This window comes from Rhizobium sp. ERR 942 (assembly GCF_007828395.1).
Taxonomy (GTDB): domain Bacteria; phylum Pseudomonadota; class Alphaproteobacteria; order Rhizobiales; family Rhizobiaceae; genus Rhizobium; species Rhizobium dioscoreae.
In genome coordinates this window covers 395814-416152 of sequence record NZ_VIUA01000004.1, presented here as the reverse complement: position 1 = coordinate 416152, position 20339 = coordinate 395814, and the positions used below count along the sequence as shown (strand labels likewise).

The window sequence follows — 20339 nt, the reverse complement described above, 5'->3', positions numbered from 1 at the left end:
CGCGCGACGTGAAGCGATTGAAATCGCCAAAGGCCGGATCGTAAGAATGACGATCATCATGTTCGATCTCCAACCTACAATCCGTCTCTCGCGGCCTCGATTCTCTAAAGCAGGATCAGTGGGCCGGCATCCAGCGCTCCCAGCCCGGCTTCTAACAGACCCGATTGGTCATGAACGGAAGAGGCCTCGAACATTTCAGGCCGCTTCCACTCTTATCCCCTTCACACCTTATCCGGAACCGGAGTGAGCAGTGGGTGCGGGCGGGACGTCGGCGCCCGCACCCTTCTCTTCGGCCGGTCTTTTGGTCCGGAGGAGGGACAGCACAAAGACGAAGAAGACCGGGACGAAGAAGACGGCGAGGATTGTCGCGGAGACCATGCCGCCGAAGACGCCGGTGCCGATCGCGTTCTGGCTGGCGGCACTGGGACCGGTGGCGATGGCGAGCGGTACGACGCCGAGCGTGAAGGCAAGTGACGTCATCACGATCGGGCGGAAGCGGACACGGGCCGCCTCGATCGCCGAATCGAGCAGGGACTTGCCTTGAGCACAGTAATCCCTTGCGAACTCGACGATCAGGATGGCGTTCTTCGCCGACAGGCCGATGATCGCGATGAGCCCAACCTTGAAATAAAGGTCGTTCGGCATCTCGCGCAGGATTGCCGCCAGCACGCAGCCGATGATGCCGAGTGGGACGACAAGCATGACCGATAGCGGGATCGACCAGCTCTCATAAAGGCCTGCAAGCAGCAGAAAGACGAAGAGGATACTGAAGGCGAAGAGGATCGGCGCCTGGCTGCCGGAGGTGATTTCCTCGCGCGACTGGCCGGACCACTCGTAGCCGAAGCCGTCGGAAAGTTCGGATGCGAGGCGTTCCATCTCGGCAATCGCAGCACCCGAAGACTTGCCTACCGCTGCCTCGCCGGTGATGCGGATCGTCGGATAACCATTGTAGCCTACGATCTGCGGATCGCCCTTGCGCCAGTCGGCGGTCGCGAACGACGAGAGCGGCACCATCCCGCCGCTTGCGTTGCGAACGTTCAGTTTCATCATGTCTTCCACCTGCATGCGGCTGCGGCCGTCCGCCTGCACGATGACCTGCTGCATGCGGCCGGCATTCGGATAGTCGTTGATATAGGAAGAGCCGAGGCTTGTGGTGATCGCATCGTTGATGTCGGAGAAGCCGACGCCGAAAGTGTTTGCCTTTTCGCGGTCGATCGCCAGCACGATCTGCGCAGCCTCCTGCATTCCCTCGATGCGGACATTCGTCACCACGCTGCTCTCGGCCGCCTTTGCCATCAACTCGTCTCCGGCCAGCTTCAGCGCCTTTTGCCCGCGCCCGGAGCGATCCTGGAGCCTGAGGGAGAAACCGCTTGCTGTGCCGAAGCCGTCGATCGGCGGCGGCGACAGCGCATAGGAGGTGGCGTCCTTCAATCCGGCGAGCTGTGCGTTGACGCGCTCGGCGATTTCAGGCACCGAACTGCCTGCCGGCCGAACGGCCCAGTCCTTGAGCGTCACGAAGGCGATGGCCGAGTTCGGGCCGTTTCCGGAGAAGCTGAAGCCCTGGACGGCGAAGACGTTCTCGACAGCCGGTTCTGCCCTGAAAATCGCTTCGATCTGCTCCAGCGACGCGATCGTGCGATTGGCGCTCGCTTCCGGCGGTCCCTGGATATCGACGATCAGGATGCCCTGATCTTCCTCCGGCACGAAGGAACCAGGCAGGTTGACGAAAAGATAGCCGAGGCCGACGACGAGCGCGAGATAGACGCCCATCACGCGTCCCGGCCGCCGCGCCAGCCCAGCCGCGATCTCGGTGTAGCTCGCGGTCATTCCATCGAACTTGCGATTGAACCAGCCGCCGAGACCCTTCCTCTCATGGTGATTTCCGTCGATTGGCTTCAGGAAGGTGGCGCAGAGCGCCGGCGTCAGCGACAGCGCCAGAAAGGCCGAGAACATGATCGAGGCGACCATGGTCAGCGAGAACTGGCGGTAGATGATACCGGAGGCTCCTGGGAAGAATGCCATTGGAATGAAGACGCAGGACAGCACCAATGTAATGCCGAGGATGGCGCCGGTGATCTGCTTCATCGCCTTCTGCGTCGCGGCTTTCGGGGGCAAACCTTCTTCGGCCATGATGCGCTCGACATTCTCGACCACGACGATCGCGTCGTCGACAAGGATGCCGATCGCCAGAACCATGGCAAACATGGTCAACACGTTGATGGAGAAGCCTGTCGCATACATGATGGCGCAGGTGCCCAGCAGCGCGACCGGCACGACGAGTGTCGGGATGACCGTGTAGCGGAAGTTCTGCAAGAAGACGAACATCACGATAAAGACGAGCACGATCGCCTCGATGAGCGTGTGAACGACCTTCTCGATCGAGGCATTGACGAAGGGGCTGGTGTCGTAGGGTATCGAGTACTCGACGCCCTTCGGGAAGAATTTCGACAGTTCGTCCATTTTCGCCCTGACGGCGCCCGACACGGCGACGGCGTTGCCGGTCGAGGAAAGCTGGATGGCAAGGCCGGCGCTCGGATTGCCGTTGAGCCGACTTGCGGTCGAATAGGTTTCCGCGCCGTCCTCGACGCGCGCGACGTCGCGCAGGCGCACGGTCGAGCCATCGGGATTGGCGCGGAGGATGACGTCGCCGAATTGCTTCGCACTGTCGAGCTGGCCTTCGACGATCACGGTCACGGTCAAATCCTGGCCGACCGGATTGGGCGTGGCGCCGATCTGGCCGGCCGCGACCTGCGCATTCTGGGCTGCGATTGCCGCACCGATGTCTGCCGCCGTCAAGTGAAGACCCACCATCTTATCCGGGTCGATCCAGACGCGTAGCGCCCGCTGTGAGGCGAAGACCTGAGCCCGGCCTACGCCCGGCAAACGGCGCAGCTCTCCAAGGATATTGCGGTTGATGTAATCGCCAAGCGCGATCTCGTCCATCTTGCCGTCGGTCGAGGTCAGGGCGGCGATCAACAGGAAGCCGGCGCTCGCTTCCTCAACCTGAATGCCCTGCGTGCGGACCGCCTGCGGCAGCCGCGCCTCGACGCGTCGAACGGCGTTTTGGACGTCGACGGTCGCCTTGCCGATATCGGTTCCGGAGACGAAGGTCGCATTGATGCTCACCGAGCCGGAATTGTCGGAGGTCGATTCGAAATAGGCGATGCCATGGACGCCGTTCAGCTCCTCCTCGATCAGGCGGGTAACCCCCTGATAGATTTCCTGCGGGGAAGCGCCGGGGTAGGAGGCGGAAATGGAGAGCTGCGGCGGAGCGACGGCGGGATATTGCGCCACCGGTAATACAGGAATCGTAATGATCCCCGCGATCATGATGAAGAAAGCGAAGACCCATGCGAGGACGGGTCGCCCGATAAAGAACTGTGCCATGATTTAATTACTTTGCGGCCTGGTCTGCGGTGTTCGGCTCCGCGTTTTGTGGCGTCCATGGTTCGGCGGCGACCTTGCCGCCGGGCGTGACCTTCTGGACCCCTTCGGCGATGATGGTTTCGCCGTCCTTCAGGCCCGAAAGGACGATCCATTCGGCGCCGAGGGATGCGCCGAGGGCGATATTGCGTATCTGGGCCGTTTGATCGGAAGAGAGCACGAGGACCTGAGGATTGCCTTCGGCGTCCCTCGTCACGGCTCTCTGCGGAATGGTAATGCCGCTCTTCTGGACGGCCTGCTCGATGCGCACACGCACATACATGCCCGGCAGAAGATCGCCATCGGGATTGGGAAATTCCGCGCGCAGCGTGACCTGTCCCGTATTGGGGTCTACATTCGCATTCGAAAACAAAAGCTTGCCGGACTTGGAATAGCTTTTCCCGCCATCGAGGACGAGTTCGACCAACGCCTCTCCGGGCGCCGGGCTCTGCAGCTTGCCTTCGCTGACGGCGCGCTTCAACGCCAGGAGATCCTGCGCCGATTGCGTGAAGTCGGCATAGACCGGATTGATCTGCTGGATGAGCGCGAGGTTGGACGCGCCCTCGGCAGTCACGAGTGTTCCTTCGGTTACGAGGGCTCCGCCGATGATGCCGGTGATGGGTGCCCGCACCTGCGTATAGCCGAGATTGATCTCCGCCTCGTCGAGCGCCGCTTCCTGGGACGCGACATCGGCGTCGGCCTGGGCAAGATTGACGGCGGCGGTATCGTAGTCGACGGCCGTCGAGACATTGCGCTCACGGAGCGAGCGTTGGCGTTCCAGTTGCTGCTTGGCATTGGCCTGCACGGCCTTTGCCTTCTGCAAGGCCGCCTTGGCGCTCGCCACCCGCACCTGAAACAGTTTCGGGTCGATCCGGTAAAGAACGTCGCCCTGATGGACGAGGCTGCCTTGTTGAAAGACGCGCTCCTGGAGGATGCCCGAGACCCGAGCACGCACTTCGGAGATCCTGGTCGCGGCTATGCGTCCGGGAAGCTCGCTCATGACAGGGACCGGATGCGCCTTGATTTCCAGGACACCGACGGCGGGCGGGGGCGTTTCGCCGCTCCCCTGTGCGTACGCGTGGCCGGAAACCAGCGCGAGCATCGCCGCCGCCGCCAATATTGCCTTCCAGCAAGGCAGTTCGAATGCAGATCGCATGAATGTATTCCCAATTGGCCGTGACGCGCCGAGATCGTCGCTTCGCGTCTTGCCGGCATGAACTATCCGAAAGGAGCCGCTTCAACGCCGGGCGCGAGTGGCACTTTCGTCCGAGCCTAAGCAAACATCGGGATTGTTGTTCTTTGGTCGACGTTTTGTGGAGGTTTCATGGAGGAGGGTGGAGGAATATTGACGTGCAGGCCCGTCTGACGTTTCTTCCGGGCAAAGGAGCCCTGGATGGAAAACGCGCTGATATTGATCGTGGAAGATGAGCCGGAGATTTCCGATATCCTTGAACGCTATTTCGAGAGCGAGGGATTTCGGGTGCTGACGGCCTCGGATGGCGAGATCGGGCTTTCCCATCACCAGCGGCTGAGGCCGGATCTCGTGGTGCTCGATATCAAGCTGCCGAAGCTTGACGGTCACACCGTGCTTGCCACCATTCGCCAAAGAAGCGATACGCCCGTCATCATGGTCACCGCGCTCGCCGACGACCTCGACAAGCTGCATGGGCTGCGCTCGGGCGCCGACGACTATGTGGTCAAGCCGTTCAACCCTGTCGAGGTGGTCGCCCGGGCGCGGGCGGTTCTAAGGAGGGCGACGGGAAGCGCTGCGAATAAGGTGCTGCGGGTCGGCAGGCTCGCCATAGATCCGGTAGCCCATATGGCGGTGGTGGAGGACGGCGAAAGCCGCATCCCGTTGAACCTGACGCGCACCGAATTCCGCATCCTCGAATACATGGCCGGCTTCCCGAACAGGGCCTTCGAACGCGGCGAAATCGTCGATGCCTGCCTTCCCGAGGGAGATGCGCTCGACCGCACCGTGGACAGCCACATGAGCAAACTTCGCCGCAAGCTGGATGCCGCCGGTGTCGGCGATCTTCTCAATGGCGTCAGGGGAGTGGGTTACCGCCTTGGCGACTTCGGTTAGCAACAGCCTTAACAGGCAAATCATCTGGTCGACGACGATCGTGGCTTTCGTCGCCCTGTCGGTGATGTTTTTCGGATTCCTGATCTACGGCTATGCCTACGAATGGCTATTCAAGGACTCCGCTCCGCCGGATGATTGGGCAGTCAGCGATTTCGTCGTGCTCGGCATCAACGTGGCGATCGGCCAGGCCGTCGGCGCCTATGTTGGATGGCGGCTCGCCAGGCGCCTTGTGAAGCCCCTGACGGCCGTGACGGAGGCTGCGCGTCTCATCGCGGAGGGAGACTTTGCCGGCCGGGCGACCGGCGAAGGCAGTTTTGGCGAAGCCGACCGTCTGATCAACGACTTCAACCGCATGGCGGAGGAGCTGCAAAGAGCGGAAAAGGAACTCCAATATTCAAATTCGGCGATCGCGCACGAACTGCGCACGCCTCTGACGATCCTGCGCGGCCGCATGCAGGGGCTGGCGGATGGGGTGTTCGAACCGAGCCAGGAGGTGTTTCGCGGTTTGATAGGGCATATAGATGCCCTGACGCGCATCGTCGACGACCTAAGGACGCTTTCGCTGATGAATGCCGGGCGCATGGAGCTGCAGCAATCGCGCTTCGACCTCGGAGAGGAAATCGGCGACATCCTCGAATCCGTAATGCCGACGCTTTCCAACCTCAACATCAGGATCGAATCCGACTTGCAGGAGATGCCTGTCATTGCCGACCGGGCGCGTATCCGGCAGGCCGTCCTTGCCCTCATCGACAATGTCGCGCGCTACGCTCCAGGCTCGACGCTAGCGGTGACCTCGCAAGCAGTCGACAATCTGTGCGTCATCATGATCTCGGATGACGGTCCGGGCATGACGGCTGCGGAGAGCGAACGGGCCTTCGAACGGTTCTGGAGAGCTGACGATGCCAGAACACGAAGAGGCGGTGGGTCAGGCCTCGGCCTCGCCGTTGTCAAGGCCATAGCCGAGGCACATGGCGGCCACGCGACGATCGACAGCCGCAAGGGCGGCGGCACGACCGTCGTGCTGACGATCCCGGGCTGCTGAAATGGTGTGGTGGGCGGCAAACGATCCGTTGCGGGCATGCAGGGACTGCCTCAGGCGGTGAGAATCCGCCCCAATACCTCCGCTAGTTCGCTCCGGCCTCGACGAATTTCACCGACATCTTGTTCAGCGTCTATTCGGCCCGCATTATGAGCGGCGTAAAGCTCGACGAGAAGTCGCGCGTAGTCCTCGGATAGGCCCGCGCCGATGAGCGCGGCCTGCCACTGGCTCTCGGGAAGCGGCTGGGCAACGACATCGCGACCGGTCAGTGAACCGATGGCCGTCGCAACGTCGTTCGGCGTATAGCGCCGGGGACCCTCTGCATGGACGATCCTGAGAGCGGCGTCCTGCTTCTCCAAAAGCAGCTCGGCGGCGAGCAAGCCCACATCGTGGGCGGAGATGGTCGGAAGAGGCTTGGTCAGCGGATCATAGAAGCTCGGTAATCGGCCGCGTTCTGCCGCCAGCTTCGCCAGACGTCCCCAGTTTTCCATGTGCTCGGCCGACCTCAACAGGATAAGTCTTCGGGCCTCCAGCTGACGCAGCCGTGCTTCGAGGGCGTGGAAGATCAAGGTGACGCCGGTGCCAGAGCTATGCTGTGCGCCATAGTCGGAAATGGCGAGAATGGTTCGCGGCCTGGCGGCCATTAGGGCTTCGCCAAGGCAGTCCACCACTCGCTTCATGCTGGAATAGGCCTCGACGGCACGAATATCGACCGGGCAGATGATCTGGACGGCGCTTACCCCTTTGAATGCGGTCGCCAGCGCCTCCCGGTCATGTATATCAGCAATGGCGATCTCGCAGCCGAGATCGGAAAAAGCCTGTGCTTTCGAGCCATCGCGCAGAATTGCGCGGACAGCAACGTCGGCCTTGCGCAGTGCGGTGATGGTCGTGCGGCCAACCTTGCCGGTGGCGCCCAGAATTGCATGCATTGCATCTTCTCCTGTCGATCCTGCTGCAGCCTAGCCCTGTATGCGCATGGGATCGCGCAGGTTCGGACGGTCAATTGCAGGTTTGGACGACAATCGAAGTCATGAATGCATTCGGCTCAGCATGCCGGGGGTGAGGCCGAGGATCCGCCGCATCCAGTGCGTCATGTGGCTCTGATGGGCAAACCCCGTCGCCAAAGCGATTTCTGCGAGCGGCATGTCGGTGGACAGGATGAGCAGTTTGGCGCGCTCGATCCGGCGCGTCAGTACATAGTGATGAGCCGGCATGCCGAAAGTGGCGCGAAAGAGTGGCTTTAAATGCGATACGCTGAGACCGATCGTCGCGGCGAGATCGCCAAGGGACAGCGACTGATCTATATGGGCTTCGATGAAATCCCTCAGGTGTCTTTGATGACGGATTGTCAAAGTTGCGCCTGTCGCGACTGTACTGACCGAAGACTGTTCGCCGCCTTCCATCAGGCGGATCGCCAGCGCCAATCCCAGCGCTTCCGCGTATGTCCTGTCCGACGGAACCGGCGCCTCGATTTCAGCCTTGATCGCCCAGGCGATCGATTCGATCCGAGAATCCCGAAGCTGGAATTTTGGCGACAGGGAGATGGTATCCGGATTTCCGCCGAGTGCTTCCGCAGCCGATTGAAGGAGTTCCTGCTGGATATTCAGGCGCAGAATGGTGCAGTCCCCGTCGTCCTCCCACCAGCCATCCAGCCCGGCAGGGACGATATCGATATCTCCGTGCGATTGACGACGGTGGTATTGGCGGCCGTCGCATTCGCAAAAAGCATTCACGGCCCGTCCGAAATGAATGCCGAGCCGATGCGTCTGCGACCCCGGCACATGGGTACGGCCGGCCTTGATATGAAGGAAATTCGCCTCCAGGCCCTTCCAGCCGCGATCCTTGCTGGAGAGGAGGGTCGCGGCGGTGCTGCTGAACTGGTCCATGATTGTGTGCTTCCGCCAAATCCCACGTCCGGAATGGAGGACGATCCAGGGAATATAGTTAGGCCGATGCTTTCGGTCGAGCCATCTTCGGATCACGGCTACGCCAATGATCCAATGTTCGGCTCAGGAAGAGCCGATGTCGATGTTCGAGCCTATCACCGATCTTGCCTCGTGTGCCACAGTCGCGGAATGTAGATCGTCGATTGCTGAATTTCGTAGCGCGTTTCAAAATGGCCTACGAGTAGCAGTCTGACTTCGCGCGGCCCGAACTCGAAGCCGCTCGCCGATTCTCGGGTTCTCGTTGAAGTCGCCGGCAAAGCGCGCCTAACGATAAAACTCCGACGGCGGCTTGCCGAAGTGCCGGCGGAACATTGCGGTAAAAGCGCTCTGGCTGGCGTAGCCGCAATCGAAGGCGACGTCGATGATGCGTTCGCCATTCGCCAGTTTGCTCAACGCGGACAGGAGGCGTGCCTGTTCGCGCCATCGCGCGAAGCTCATGCCCGTTTCCCTGGCGAAGAGGCGGTGCACCGTCTTGGCCGTTACATTCAAACGTTCGGCCCATTGCCCCGCGGTCGACGTGTCGGCAGGATGTGCGGTCATCGCCTCGCATATCCGTTTGATACGTTCATCCTCCGGCATGGGAAGATGAAGGGGCAAGACATCGGAGACACGCACTTCATCTAGGAGCAATTGCATGAGACGGTCGTCTCGACTGCCTTCCCCATAGTCGAGCGGAACTTGGACGGCGGCAACGATCAGCTCGCGCAACAGCGGCGAAACCTCGATGACACAGCTTTCCGCCGGCATATGGCGGATTGCCGTCGCATCGATGAAAACGGTTCGGATCTTGACCTCGCCGGACATCTTCACGTCATGCTCCAGCCCGGCGGCGAGCCACAGCGCCCGGTTCGGCGGCACCACCCATGATCCTTCCGCCGACCGCACGATCATCACCCCCTCGATCGCATGGAGCAACTGGCCGCGCGGATGCGAATGCCAGCCGGTGGAGGCGCCGTCAGGATAGTTGACGTCCATGGCCGCCATGGCGCGATGGGTATTATGAAACTCAAGATGTTTGCGCGTCGGATCGCTTTGCATGTCCCAATCTCTACAATCATGGTCATCATAGAGTGATACGGACCGGCTTCAAGACGATAAGCCAGGGCCTTCGAATTGGTCCATGGTTATCGCACATGAAAAACAACCTTGCATTCCTCTATCCCCTCGTCGCCATCGTCCTCTGGTCCGGAAACGTCATTGTCTCCCGGCTGTCAGCGCACACGATCGGACCGGAGGCAATCACCTTCTATCGGCTGCTTCTCGCCGTCTGCTTGATGAGCACCTTCGTCGCCATCCCCGCCTGGCGAAACCGCTTCGTCATCTGGCCGCATCTCGGGCAATTCGCCATTCTCGGCTTCCTTGCCATGTGCTTCTTCCAGAGCCTGTCCTATCTGGCGGCGGAAACGACCACGGCGACAAACATGGCGGTGTTCACGGCCTTGACGCCACTGCTTACGGTGGCTTTGAGCGCCTTTGTGCTGAAGGATACGCCGACCGTCGGCATGGTCGGCGGCGGAGTTCTGTCGCTTGCCGGGCTTATCTATCTGGTGAGTGCCGGCGATCCGACGGCGCTTGCTCGCGATGGCGTGCATCTCGGTGATCCGCTGATATTCATAGCGGCGCTGAGCTATGCCGTATATGGGGTTCTGCTCAAGCGCTGGAGCCTCCCAGTCGCTGGCTGGCAATCGACCTATATGCAGGCGATCTGCGCTCTGGTCATCATGTTTCCGGCGTTCCTGGCAACGCCTGCGCCCTTACGTTCGCTGAATGCCGAGACCTTGCCGCTGATTGCCTATGCCGGAGGCCTTGCCTCCGTCGTTCTTCCGTTCCTGTGGGTGCGCGGCGTCCACATTCTCGGACCAAATCGTTGCGCGGCTTTCATGAACCTCTTGCCGGTCTTCACCGCGCTCGGCGCCATCGTGATGCTCGGCGAGCCGGTGCACGCCTACCACGTCATCGGCGGCGGCGCCGCTCTGGTGGGTGTCGCCTGCGCCGGGCTTTTCCGCCGGCCGTTGCGTGGCTCATCTCCAATTGCCGCCGAGATCGTCGAGTAACGGTCTAAGGCATGGCAGGTGGACGCGGACTCGTTGGAGGCCGCGTCCACCTGTGTCGGTCGAACGTCACTTCCAGCTCGTATAGTCCGAGGCTGTACAGCCAAAGGGCGCGCGTTGATCACCGAAGCGCTTCTTTAGCTGATCGCAGCCCCAGCGGTTGAGTGGCGCCGGCATCATATTGTTGAGATCCATGGCGGGCGAGGTGAACTGCGAACTGGCACTGGTCACATACCAGACCCAGTAACCGAAAATGCCGGCGACGAAGAGAAGTATGACCAGGAAAACCCTGGCAAGCCGCGCCATGACGGACGGCCCATTCTTCCCTTGAGCCACGAGCTGCGGCGGATGACCGCCAAGTTCCGATGTCAGGGGCGCGAGAATGCCGGTACGTTCCTCCGCCGGCATGTCGATCCGCTCCAGTCGGCTGTCCAAAAGTACTGGGAGAGCCGCATTTCCATGCCAGACGGCGAGCGCCACCGCCTTGCCGTTCTTTGCACCGACGACCAGGGGTTCCTGTCCTGGCTCGAGGTTCGTATGGGCCACGCGCCCGGTTTTTCTGCCGGCGATCTTGTCGGTATAGGTCACCGTCAGCCGCTTGCCTCGCCGCTGGAAGGCTGTGATTTCCACCGGGACCGGCTCGAGCTGAGCAGCCCGGCGCAATTGCCCACGAACACGCCAGACACGCAGGATCTGGAAGATCATGGCGATGCAGGCGCCCCCAAGAAGGGCGACGAACACGGCTAGCGTTATGATCCGGTTCCACAGCATATCCAGCCCGAGGCTGAGGGTCGCCAGGTCCGGATGGTCACCGGAGATGACCAGGTCCGTGTCATAGTCACCGACATGGATATCGACGAACATGATCTCCACATCCTTGTCATAGGCCTGGCCATCGTAGACGTAGTTGAGATGCGCCTCGCAGGTTGTGAAGAAGCCCTTCCGGGTCGAGCATTTCCCATCGCGGATATCGCCGTTGGCGAGCTTGACGGGATTTTGGCTGATCGTCCAATCCCTCAATATGCCCGGCACTTCGGAAACAGCCATGAAAACCGTCAGACCGATCAGGATCGGCAGGGAGAAATAGACAGCTTTCGGCATTGAAATAAGGTTCTGGCCAAGCCTCAGCGCTCTCTCTGGAAGTTTGATTGTCGGGAATGTCATTGTCTGCCTGAAACTCCGAGTGATTGTGTGGGCATCCGCAAAGCAGGAAGCGAAGCAGAGGCCTCGCAAAATTCCGGAAGTCCCACTTTGCGCCCACAGCTGCGGCGCGAAGAAATAGACACTCTACCCAATGACTCAATACCCGGTTGTAGGCCATTCGACGAATTCATGGTGATGCTAGAGTAAACCCGTCTGGGTGTGACCTTTTTGTACCGCAACCTTGACCGGTACGGACGAGTCCGTCCGGAGCGCATCGCGATCTCTCAGATTCGTTTCTCGCCCTTAAGACTTCTGATCTCGCGCGTGTCGGTGTCACAAAAACGCTGCGCATTTTTGCGCGTCATGATTTAGCTTCCGCATCCATATGGATTTTCCAGACCGAAGAAGGATATCAATATGACCAATGCCGCCTGGCATGCAGAGCCGCTAAGTTGGGGTCACGGACCTCGTATATTCGAGGTTTTCCTGGAACCGACCTGCCCATTCTCGGTCAGGGCCTTCAACAAGCTCGATGCCTTGCTGGAGCAGGCGGGCGAGGACAGGATCACCATCAGGATCCGCCTGCAATCGCAGCCCTGGCATATGTATTCGGGTGTTCTGGTGCGCTGCATCCTCGCCGCGTCGACACTTGGCGGCGGCAGGGAAACCGCAAGGAAGGTGATGGCCGCGATCGGGGCGCACCGCGAGGAGTTTGAATTCGCCCATCACGCGGGCGGGCCGAATATGGATGTGACGCCGAATGAACTGATCGAGCGGCTGGAGCGCTACAGCGGTATCAAGTTGAAGGAGGCTTTCGCCATCCCGGATCTTGATCGGGAGATCAAGTGGCACTGCAAATATGCCCGGCAGAACGGCATTCACGTTTCCCCGACCTTCATGATCGACGGACTGGTGCAGACCGACATGAGCAGCGGCGATGACGTCGAAGCCTGGGTGAAGAGAATCTCCGCCTCGTGAAAGCCAAAGGACAAGGCGCCGATGTTTCCTCCATGGGCCCTCGCTCCAGAGGGCCCTTAGTCTTCGACGTTCGGCAGCAGGATCGTCAAAAGTCCGATCAGCGGCAGGAAGGCGCAAAGCTCGAATACGAACTCGATGCTGGTGTGGTCGGCAAGCACGCCAAGCGCGGCAGCGCCGATGCCGCCCATGCCGAAGGCGAAGCCGAAGAACAGGCCGGACACCATGCCGACACGACCCGGTAGCAATTCCTGCGCGTAGACGACGATCGCGGAAAAGGCCGACGCAATGACCGTGCCGATGATCGCGCTGAGAATGATCGTCGTTTCGAGATTGGCATGGGGCAGAACGACGGTGAAGGGCAGGATGCCGAGGATCGAACCCCATATGACCTTCTTGCGGCCGATGCGGTCGCCCACGGGGCCGCCGACCATCGTGCCGACGGCGACCGCGGCGAAGAACACGAACTGGCAGAGCTGAGCCGTCCGTTCCGTCACGCCGAACCGTGCCATGAGATAGAAATTGTAGTAGCTGGTGAAACTCGCCAGATAGAAATACTTCGAGAAGATCAGCGCGATCAGGACGGCAATGGCAAGACCGACGCGGGTGCGCGACAGGCTCAGCGCCTTATGGGGCTTGCCAGATTTCGCCGGCGCGCGCAGATGGCTGCCATTCAGCTGATACCAGCGGCCGAGGCCAGCGAGAATAAGAATGCCGGCAAAAGCCAGGCTCGCAAGCGCCGCCATTCCATGCTGGCCACGCGGAAGGATGAAGAAGGCTGCGAGCAGCGGCCCGAGTGAGGTGCCGAAATTGCCGCCGACCTGGAACAGGGACTGGGCGAAGCCATGCTTTCCCCCTGATGCCAGGCGGGCGATGCGGGAGGCTTCCGGATGGAAGATCGAGGAGCCGAAACCGAGCAGTATCGCGCCCATGAGTAGCGCTGGGTAATTGGGCGCCATGCCGAGCGTGATCATGCCGGCGCAGCTGCAGATCATGCCGAATGGCAATGAATAGGGCTGGGGCCGTCCATCCGTGTACCAGCCGACGAAGGGTTGCAGGATCGAGGCCGTGATCTGGTAGACGAATGTCAGCACGCCGAGCTGGGCGAAGCTCAGGTCAAAGCCAGTCTTGAGCACCGGATAGCTTGCCGGCAGCAATGCCTGGGTGACGTCGTTGATGAAGTGGCCAAGGCTCGCCACCATAATAACCGGATATATCGTCGTAGCCGCGCGGGGCGGATTCATCACCTGGCTCATGATCGTCACTTTTCAATGTGTCGTCGCGCTGATATTAGAAAACAAAATTGCCCGCTACCGCGACAGGGCGTAATTCTTACGAGACTGGGCCAGAATGGTCAGGAACAGCCGCATAGACCCATTCATCGATGTCGACCGGCCACTCATCGCCCTTGGCAATGAGTATGGCGACGGCCACCGCGTCGAACCGCACCAGCATCGCCGCGCCCAACTGCTCTACGGTTTTTCCGGCGTCGTGGTGGTGACCACGCCTGACGGCACGCTCGTCATGCCGCCGGAGCGTGGGATGTGGATCCCCCCGGGCGTGATCCATAGCGTTCGCATGCTCGGAAAGGTCAGCATGCGCAGTCTCTACATTGAGCCGGAAGCGATCAAGACGATGCCGGATCACTGTCAGGTGGTCGAAATCTCGCCCCTGCTGCGCACGCTCATCGCCGAAGCCGTCGATATTCCGGTCGATTACGACGTCAATGATCGGGCCGGCGCCCTGATGGCATTGCTTCTGCACGAACTGGCAAGGTTGAGGCCGTTGCCCTTATCCCTGCCGATCCCGCGCAACAGGACGCTGGCTCAGAAATGCCAGGATTTCCTCAGGCGGCCGGCAACGCATGATACGATCGATCTATGGGCCAGCCACATGCGCATGAGCCGCCGCGCGTTTACCCGCATGTTTCGCCTGGAGACGGGGCTGAGCTTCGTCAAATGGCGCGAGCAGGCCTGTCTGCATGCCGCGCTTCCGCGGCTTGTCGCCGGCGTGCCGGTGACGACGATCGCGATTGACCTTGGCTATAAGAATCCGGCCGCCTTTACGACCATGTTCAAGCGCGCCTTCGGTTGTTCGCCACGCGAAATGGCGCGCCAGCACGCTGGAAGCGGCTCCGCCGTTGCGAGTCCCCAGCCATGACCATCATGTCGCGTCGAGATAGGGCTTCAATGGCATGTCGTCGTGCCTGGGCACCGTCTGCCGTTCAATCATGTGGTGGATGACGGGCGGGCGGTCGCCGCGATGCAATCTGTCCAGGCGTTCGGCGACCTCGACATCGGCATGCGTCTGGCGCTGGCTGTGGCGAACATAATCGATCCAGGTCGGCAGATGGTAGCTTTCCGTCCAGGTGTTCGGCTTTTCCAGATCGCGCAACAGCGACCATTGCTTTGCCCCGTCGCGGATTCTCATCCGGCGACGCTGGGCCATGACGGCTAGAAATTCCGCCACATCCTCCTGATCGATGTCGTAGTCCACCATGACCAGGATGGGGCCGCTTCTGGAACGCAGGTCGAGCTGCAATTGTGGTTCGCTGAAGGTGTTCGTCGGATCGAGATTAAGCGATTCGAAATCCGGCTGGCGCAGCAGCAGGCCAAGCAGCCCGCCTATTGCCAGGCCGACGCTTGCGATGAAAAGCGCGCCCGTGACGCCGTGGGCGTCGGCCAGTGCACCCCACAGCCAGCTTCCGACCGCCATACCGCCAAAGGTCGCGGTCTGATAGAGCGACAGAGCGCGGCCGACCACCCAGCGTGGCGTGGAAAGCTGAACCGTGACATTGAAGAGCGAGAAGGCCTGCACCCAGGCGACGCCGGCCGGCATGAGAATGAGGCAGCTCAGCCATACCTGATTGCTTAGCGCAAGCAGGAAACAGCTCACCGCCAATGTGAAGAAGGCGCTGCGGATCACCCATTCATTGCTCAGGATATCGCGGATGCGGCCGATCAGCATCGCGCCGCAGATGGCGCCAAAGCCGAAGAAGCCGAGCATGATGCCGTAGGTGATCGCCGTGCCGTGGACATGGTCGCGCGCCACGAGGGGCAGGAGCGCCAGGATGACGATCGCCGCCAAGCCGAAGACGAAACTGCGGCACATGACCTTGAGAAGGTTCGGCGACATCAGCACATAGCGAAAGCCCGCCGACATCGCACTGCCGAACGGCTCGCGTGGCAGCGTATTGCGAGCGGGCGCGGTCTTCCACCGCCACAGGGTGATGATGAGCGCGAAGTAACAGAAGACATTGAAGAGGAACGCGAAGGCCGCACCGGCGGCCGCGACGATGACGCCGCCGATCGCCGGCCCGATACTGCGCATGAGGTTGTAGCTCATGCTGTTCAGCGCGACCGCACCCGGAAGGTGCTCGCGTGGCACGACATCGCCCATCGAGGCCTGCCATGACGGATTGTGGAGCGCGCCGCCGCAGCCGATCAGGAAGGTGAAGCAGAGCAAAAGCCATGGGGTCAATGCATTGCTGTAGGACAGGATCGCCAGCGTCGCCGAGACCGAGAGCATCAGCGTCTGCGCAATCAGCATGATCCGCCTGCGGTCGTAATTGTCAGCCAGCGCTCCGGCCGCAAGCGAGAAGATCATGACGGGAAGGGTGGTGGAGGACTGAACGAGCGCCACCATGCCATGTGATGTCGCGAGGCTGGTCATCAGCCACGCGGCACCGACGCCTTCGACCAATCCGCCGAGATTGGAGATGAGCGTTGCTGACCAGAGAGAGCGGAAAGTCTTCGACTGGAACGCGACGAGCGGAGAGGGTCTATTGGGCATGTCGGCTTTTCTTCGCAGGATTATCTTGCCCGGCGGCGCAGTGAGCTCGCTCAAAGCGTAGGCGCAGCCGAGTCGAGATCGAGCCTATAGTGATTTGCTAATTTCCGAAACGATTTTGGAATAATATTCTCGCCAATAAAGGCGGAATTCAGCAATCGCATGAATGAAGTCTCGGACGGCAAAGCTGCGAAGAACGGTTTTCACTCGAGCAACGTGCCAATTCGATCGGGGTCATTCTATCCGCCTTCCAATCCAATTGGGTAGCTCACCTAAATCTGCGGTAGATGCTAATATTCTAATTGCCGGCCTGAATGCCACCCTCGGGCCGGACAGTGCAGCGTCCGACGACTGCCCCCATCCTTTGTCGTCGGACGCACCCCTCAATATTGGCATCAGCTTTGAACGGCAGGTCGCTTTCCCCGAGAACTTGTCATCCACTCATTAGGTCAGTGCCGTGCAGTCGGGTATGGGCTAATACTGCCCGTCCGCGGAATCAGCGTCTGCGGTCTTCTCAGGACTTTTGTCTCTGCCAGATTTGGGGCTTCGACCATTTGAGGTTCCGCCGGTATTGCTGTTCTTCCGGTCGACCATGGCGCGGAATTCGGCTTCCGGGACAGGCGGGCTGAAGTAATAACCCTGACTCTCCGAGCAACCGGCCTTGATGACCATGTCGAGTTGGGTCTGCGTCTCGACGCCCTCCGCGGTGGTCAGCATCTTGAGATTACGACCGAGCGTAGCGATGGACTGGACGATGGCAAAGCTGTCGGGCCGGTTTTCCAGATCGCGCACGAAACTGCGATCGATTTTCAATTTATCGAAGGGGAAGCGCTGCAGATAGTTCAGCGAAGAATAGCCGGTGCCGAAATCATCAAGCGCGATGGTCAAGCCGAGCGAACGCAGCCGGTTCAGTACCTCGATGTTCGCCGCATTGTCCCGCAAGAGCACCGACTCGGTGATTTCCAGCTCCAGCCGCCGTGCATCGAATTCCGTGAATTCCAGCACACTCTTGACCATATCGACCAAATCCGTCTGACGGAACTGAACCGGAGAGAGGTTGACCGAAACGCGCACGTCCTCGGGCCAGTTCAGGGCATCCTCGCATGCCCGTTGCAGCACCCATTTGCCGAGCGTATCGATGAAGCCGGTTTCCTCCGCCAGCGGGATGAATTCGGCCGGCGGGATCAGCCCGCGCTCGGGATGGCGCCAGCGCACCAGTGCTTCGCTGGCGACGATCTTGCGGGTCTTATGCGAAATCTGCGGCTGATAGTGAATCTCGAATTGCCCAAGCTTGATGCCATGACGCATATCCGCCTCCAGATTGCGCCGGTTCTGGAGATCCTCCTCCATCTGCGGGGAGAAGATACGGTAGACTCCCTTACCATCGGCCTTGGCCTGGTATAGCGCCAGGTCGGCGTTCTTCATCAGTTGACCGGTATCACCGCCAGCGCGCGGTGCGACCGCGATGCCGATGCAGGTGCTGACAACGATCTCGTTGCCATCGACACGATAAGGCCGGCTGATGCTGGCAATGAGGCGTTCCGACAGATCGCGGGCGCTGTCGAGGGTGGAGTCCAGGCACCGATGCAGCACGGCGAATTCGTCACCGCCCAATCTCGCCACGATGTCATGTTGTGACGCGGTGTTGCGCAGCCGCCTGGCGACCTTGCGCAGCAACACGTCGCCCACCGGGTGGCCCAGCGTGTCGTTGACTTCCTTGAAGCGGTCGAGATCGAGATAGAGTATGGTGAATAACTGGCCGCCGGCCGCCAATGCGCGCAGTGCGTGGCTGACGCTTTCCCAGAACAGCAGCCGATTGGGCATATCAGTGAGTGCGTCGTGATGGGCCATGTGCACCACACGATCCTGCGCGCGATGACGCTCGCTGACATCCTCGAAAGTGCAGACCCAACCGCCTTCAGCCGTCGGCTCGTGCGATACGGCCAGCACCATGCCATTCGCGAGATGATGGATATGGTCGCTGAGCACCGCGATGTCATTCCGGACACGCGCCTTATCGCCAGCAACGCCGGGCGGCCCGCTGGTGGATAGTCCAGGAGGCAGTAATTCGGGCGCGATGAGGTCAGCCAAGGGGGTGCCGATCTTCGCCCGGACTTCGTCCAGACCGAACAGGGCCAGGAACCGGGGATTGTGCACGATGACGCGATATTGGTCGTCAAGCAGACAGAGACCGAGCGACATGGCTTCCATTGCCGCATCGAACCGTGCATTCTGGATTGCCAGGGTCTGCTCCTTGGCCTGCAGGATCTTCTGCGCCCGGCCCAGAAGACCATTGTGAATGAGCAGCAGCAGAATCAGCAGACAACCGCCGATGAGCATGCCGACGGTCACCCATGTCAGGGCCAGTTGCAGCGCGAGGAGGCCACGCCGGTCTTCGGCAATGCGCGCCGAATACCACATGTTGCTGTCGCTGGAGAGCCGCGCCAGCTTCGGATAGATCGGCTCCAGGATCGCAAGGATCCGCGCCGGTGTGCCAGGCACAGAAAGCTGGCTAAGCAGTGGGCGGGTCTGGTTGAGCGCCTCTTCGAGGTCGTCGAGGGTCTCGCCGATATGAGGGTTGGATTGTACGAACTTCTCGACCCCGTTGGATCGCAGGGTCTTGAGGCGATTGACGACGATATCGAAGCGCAGCCTGACTTCGTGTGCATCGACCTGGCCATCGTTCATGCCCATGGCACTGACGCGCTGTTCGAGCCTGGTGAACTCACTCGGAGCTTGGGCTATCGTCCAGGTGATGTTGCCCAGGCCGACATCTTGCAGGGCGGTCTGGCGCTGGAAAACCAAGGCGGAAATATAGATCGCCGAGGTGATGAAACCCAGGATCACAATGATCAGCGCTGTGCGGAGATAGCGCATGCGGCCCCGGGGCTATTTCACGGAGATTGCCTTGACCTGCCAGACGGCACGACCGTGATAGGGCTGTCCCTGCAGGATGGGGTTGCTGTCGAATGGATACATAACAAAGAACGGGCCCTGATCGTCGATAGGCATATATGCGCCATTGCGCTTGACGGCAAGGATCGTGCCGAACTTGGTAAAATCGCTGGTCGGGATATCGACGCTATAATCATTGAGGGCGATGACGGTGGCCGTCGCACCTTGGGCCTTGGCCTTTTCAAGCAACAGCGCCATTGGCACGCCTTCGAAGTTGACGACACCTTCGTTCCAGGGCGTCGAAGTCTTGATCGACACGAGGCCCATCGCCTCAAGCTGATTGCGATCGAAGGTCACCGAGCCCGAGGAACCGGTAATCGTCACTGACGGCACGTCCTGCGCCAGGGCGGGCGCGACGAACAAAGCAAGGACTGCAAAAATAACTGAGGCGAGAAGACGCATTGAGGGTCCGATGCTTTCGGGGTATGGGCCTTGCCCGTTCTATCTCCAGCCTGCACAACTGGCTGTTAAAGATCGGTTAAGTTCCACAGGGCGATGGAAACAAACTTAACAGCTCAAGATTTAGCGTAGCATTTGTCCGAACTCGCTGATCTATTTTCAGCTCGGTAAGATCCGGGTTACGTGCTACTGATCTGCACTTTTGCTATGAAGTCGACGGATGCCGATATGGATTTTCTCGGCAGCTTCGGCGGCTTTAAGGACGTTGCGATTTCATCTCCCCATCAATCATCCCCAAGACGTGCGGTGACCACACCAAAAAGTGACTGGCGCGACAGCACTTCTCCTTGCTACTCCTCGATAGTGAGCAAGTGCAACAAATTCATGATAGATACGGTCCCCGGCTTGCCCGCAACGGTTGGCGTTGCCAGCAAGAAAAATAGTTCAGCTTTTTGTTGAACTCATACGCTTTCCAACTGCGCCGCTCAATACAGAATGCGTCACGCCACCGGCTGCATAACTCCGAGTCGCTC

At 60.4% G+C, this 20339-nt stretch carries 16 protein-coding genes and 1 pseudogene; 6 read left to right on the top strand and 11 right to left on the bottom strand.

What is annotated here, in order from left to right:
• Window positions 1-228: 228 nt before the first annotated feature.
• The gene (locus tag FBZ97_RS18810; protein WP_145321252.1) at window positions 229-3387 is read right to left on the bottom strand and encodes an efflux RND transporter permease subunit; all 3159 of its coding nucleotides are present in this window, start codon (window positions 3385-3387) and stop codon (window positions 229-231) included.
• Window positions 3388-3394: 7 nt separating this feature from the next.
• Window positions 3395-4579, bottom strand: a complete 1185-nt coding sequence (locus FBZ97_RS18805) for an efflux RND transporter periplasmic adaptor subunit (RefSeq protein WP_113420677.1) — start codon at window positions 4577-4579, stop codon at window positions 3395-3397.
• A gap of 237 nt (window positions 4580-4816) precedes the next feature.
• On the opposite strand from FBZ97_RS18805, the gene FBZ97_RS18800 reads away from it, so the two are divergent.
• Window positions 4817-5509 carry a response regulator gene (locus FBZ97_RS18800; protein ID WP_145321254.1) on the top strand — a complete coding sequence of 231 codons (693 nt, stop codon included), beginning with the start codon at window positions 4817-4819 and terminating at the stop codon, window positions 5507-5509.
• Window positions 5493-6551 (top strand): HAMP domain-containing sensor histidine kinase, encoded by a 1059-nt coding sequence (locus FBZ97_RS18795; protein ID WP_113331727.1) that lies wholly within the window; start codon window positions 5493-5495, stop codon window positions 6549-6551. Before FBZ97_RS18800 ends, FBZ97_RS18795 begins: the two co-directional genes overlap by 17 nt.
• A gap of 50 nt (window positions 6552-6601) precedes the next feature.
• Here the strand turns inward: FBZ97_RS18795 and FBZ97_RS18790 are convergent, their stop codons facing one another.
• From FBZ97_RS18790 to FBZ97_RS18775, 4 genes and pseudogenes are all read right to left on the bottom strand, one after another.
• Complete coding sequence (locus tag FBZ97_RS18790; protein WP_145321256.1) at window positions 6602-7477, bottom strand: NmrA family NAD(P)-binding protein; 876 nt, start codon at window positions 7475-7477, stop codon at window positions 6602-6604.
• Between the two features lie 99 nt (window positions 7478-7576).
• Window positions 7577-8434: an AraC family transcriptional regulator gene (locus tag FBZ97_RS18785; RefSeq protein WP_145321258.1), complete on the bottom strand. Its 858-nt coding sequence runs from the start codon at window positions 8432-8434 to the stop codon at window positions 7577-7579.
• A 155-nt stretch (window positions 8435-8589) separates the two neighbouring features.
• Window positions 8590-8744, bottom strand: a pseudogene (locus FBZ97_RS34755) (type II toxin-antitoxin system RelE/ParE family toxin); the annotation flags it as partial.
• Window positions 8745-8758: 14 nt separating this feature from the next.
• Window positions 8759-9532, bottom strand: a complete 774-nt coding sequence (locus tag FBZ97_RS18775; RefSeq protein WP_113388779.1) for a helix-turn-helix transcriptional regulator — start codon at window positions 9530-9532, stop codon at window positions 8759-8761.
• A 95-nt stretch (window positions 9533-9627) separates the two neighbouring features.
• On the opposite strand from FBZ97_RS18775, the gene FBZ97_RS18770 reads away from it, so the two are divergent.
• Window positions 9628-10548, top strand: a complete 921-nt coding sequence (locus tag FBZ97_RS18770) for a DMT family transporter (protein ID WP_113420680.1) — start codon at window positions 9628-9630, stop codon at window positions 10546-10548.
• 66 nt (window positions 10549-10614) lie between these two features.
• Here FBZ97_RS18770 and FBZ97_RS18765 read toward each other — a convergent pair whose 3' ends face one another.
• Window positions 10615-11709 carry a hypothetical protein gene (locus FBZ97_RS18765; RefSeq protein WP_145321259.1) on the bottom strand — a complete coding sequence of 365 codons (1095 nt, stop codon included), beginning with the start codon at window positions 11707-11709 and terminating at the stop codon, window positions 10615-10617.
• Window positions 11710-12105: 396 nt separating this feature from the next.
• Here FBZ97_RS18765 and FBZ97_RS18760 point away from each other — a divergent pair, with 396 nt between their 5' ends.
• Entirely contained in the window at window positions 12106-12666 is a 561-nt protein-coding gene (locus tag FBZ97_RS18760; RefSeq protein ID WP_113353401.1) for a thioredoxin domain-containing protein, read from the top strand.
• 56 nt (window positions 12667-12722) lie between these two features.
• Here FBZ97_RS18760 and FBZ97_RS18755 read toward each other — a convergent pair whose 3' ends face one another.
• Complete coding sequence (locus FBZ97_RS18755) at window positions 12723-13919, bottom strand: MFS transporter (protein ID WP_113353400.1); 1197 nt, start codon at window positions 13917-13919, stop codon at window positions 12723-12725.
• A gap of 94 nt (window positions 13920-14013) precedes the next feature.
• On the opposite strand from FBZ97_RS18755, the gene FBZ97_RS18750 reads away from it, so the two are divergent.
• Complete coding sequence (locus FBZ97_RS18750; RefSeq protein WP_112721621.1) at window positions 14014-14823, top strand: helix-turn-helix transcriptional regulator; 810 nt, start codon at window positions 14014-14016, stop codon at window positions 14821-14823.
• 3 nt (window positions 14824-14826) lie between these two features.
• Here FBZ97_RS18750 and FBZ97_RS18745 read toward each other — a convergent pair whose 3' ends face one another.
• From FBZ97_RS18745 to FBZ97_RS18735, 3 genes are all read right to left on the bottom strand, one after another.
• The gene (locus tag FBZ97_RS18745; RefSeq protein ID WP_113395146.1) at window positions 14827-16455 is read right to left on the bottom strand and encodes an MFS transporter; all 1629 of its coding nucleotides are present in this window, start codon (window positions 16453-16455) and stop codon (window positions 14827-14829) included.
• Between the two features lie 471 nt (window positions 16456-16926).
• Window positions 16927-19329 carry an EAL domain-containing protein gene (locus FBZ97_RS18740; RefSeq protein ID WP_113420683.1) on the bottom strand — a complete coding sequence of 801 codons (2403 nt, stop codon included), beginning with the start codon at window positions 19327-19329 and terminating at the stop codon, window positions 16927-16929.
• Window positions 19330-19341: 12 nt separating this feature from the next.
• On the bottom strand, window positions 19342-19809 hold the full coding sequence (locus FBZ97_RS18735) for a molybdopterin-dependent oxidoreductase (RefSeq protein ID WP_113353397.1): 468 nt from the start codon (window positions 19807-19809) through the stop codon (window positions 19342-19344).
• Window positions 19810-20034: 225 nt separating this feature from the next.
• Between FBZ97_RS18735 and FBZ97_RS18730 the strand changes: the two genes are divergently transcribed.
• Complete coding sequence (locus FBZ97_RS18730; protein WP_145321261.1) at window positions 20035-20265, top strand: hypothetical protein; 231 nt, start codon at window positions 20035-20037, stop codon at window positions 20263-20265.
• The last annotated feature ends 74 nt before the right edge of the window (window positions 20266-20339 follow it).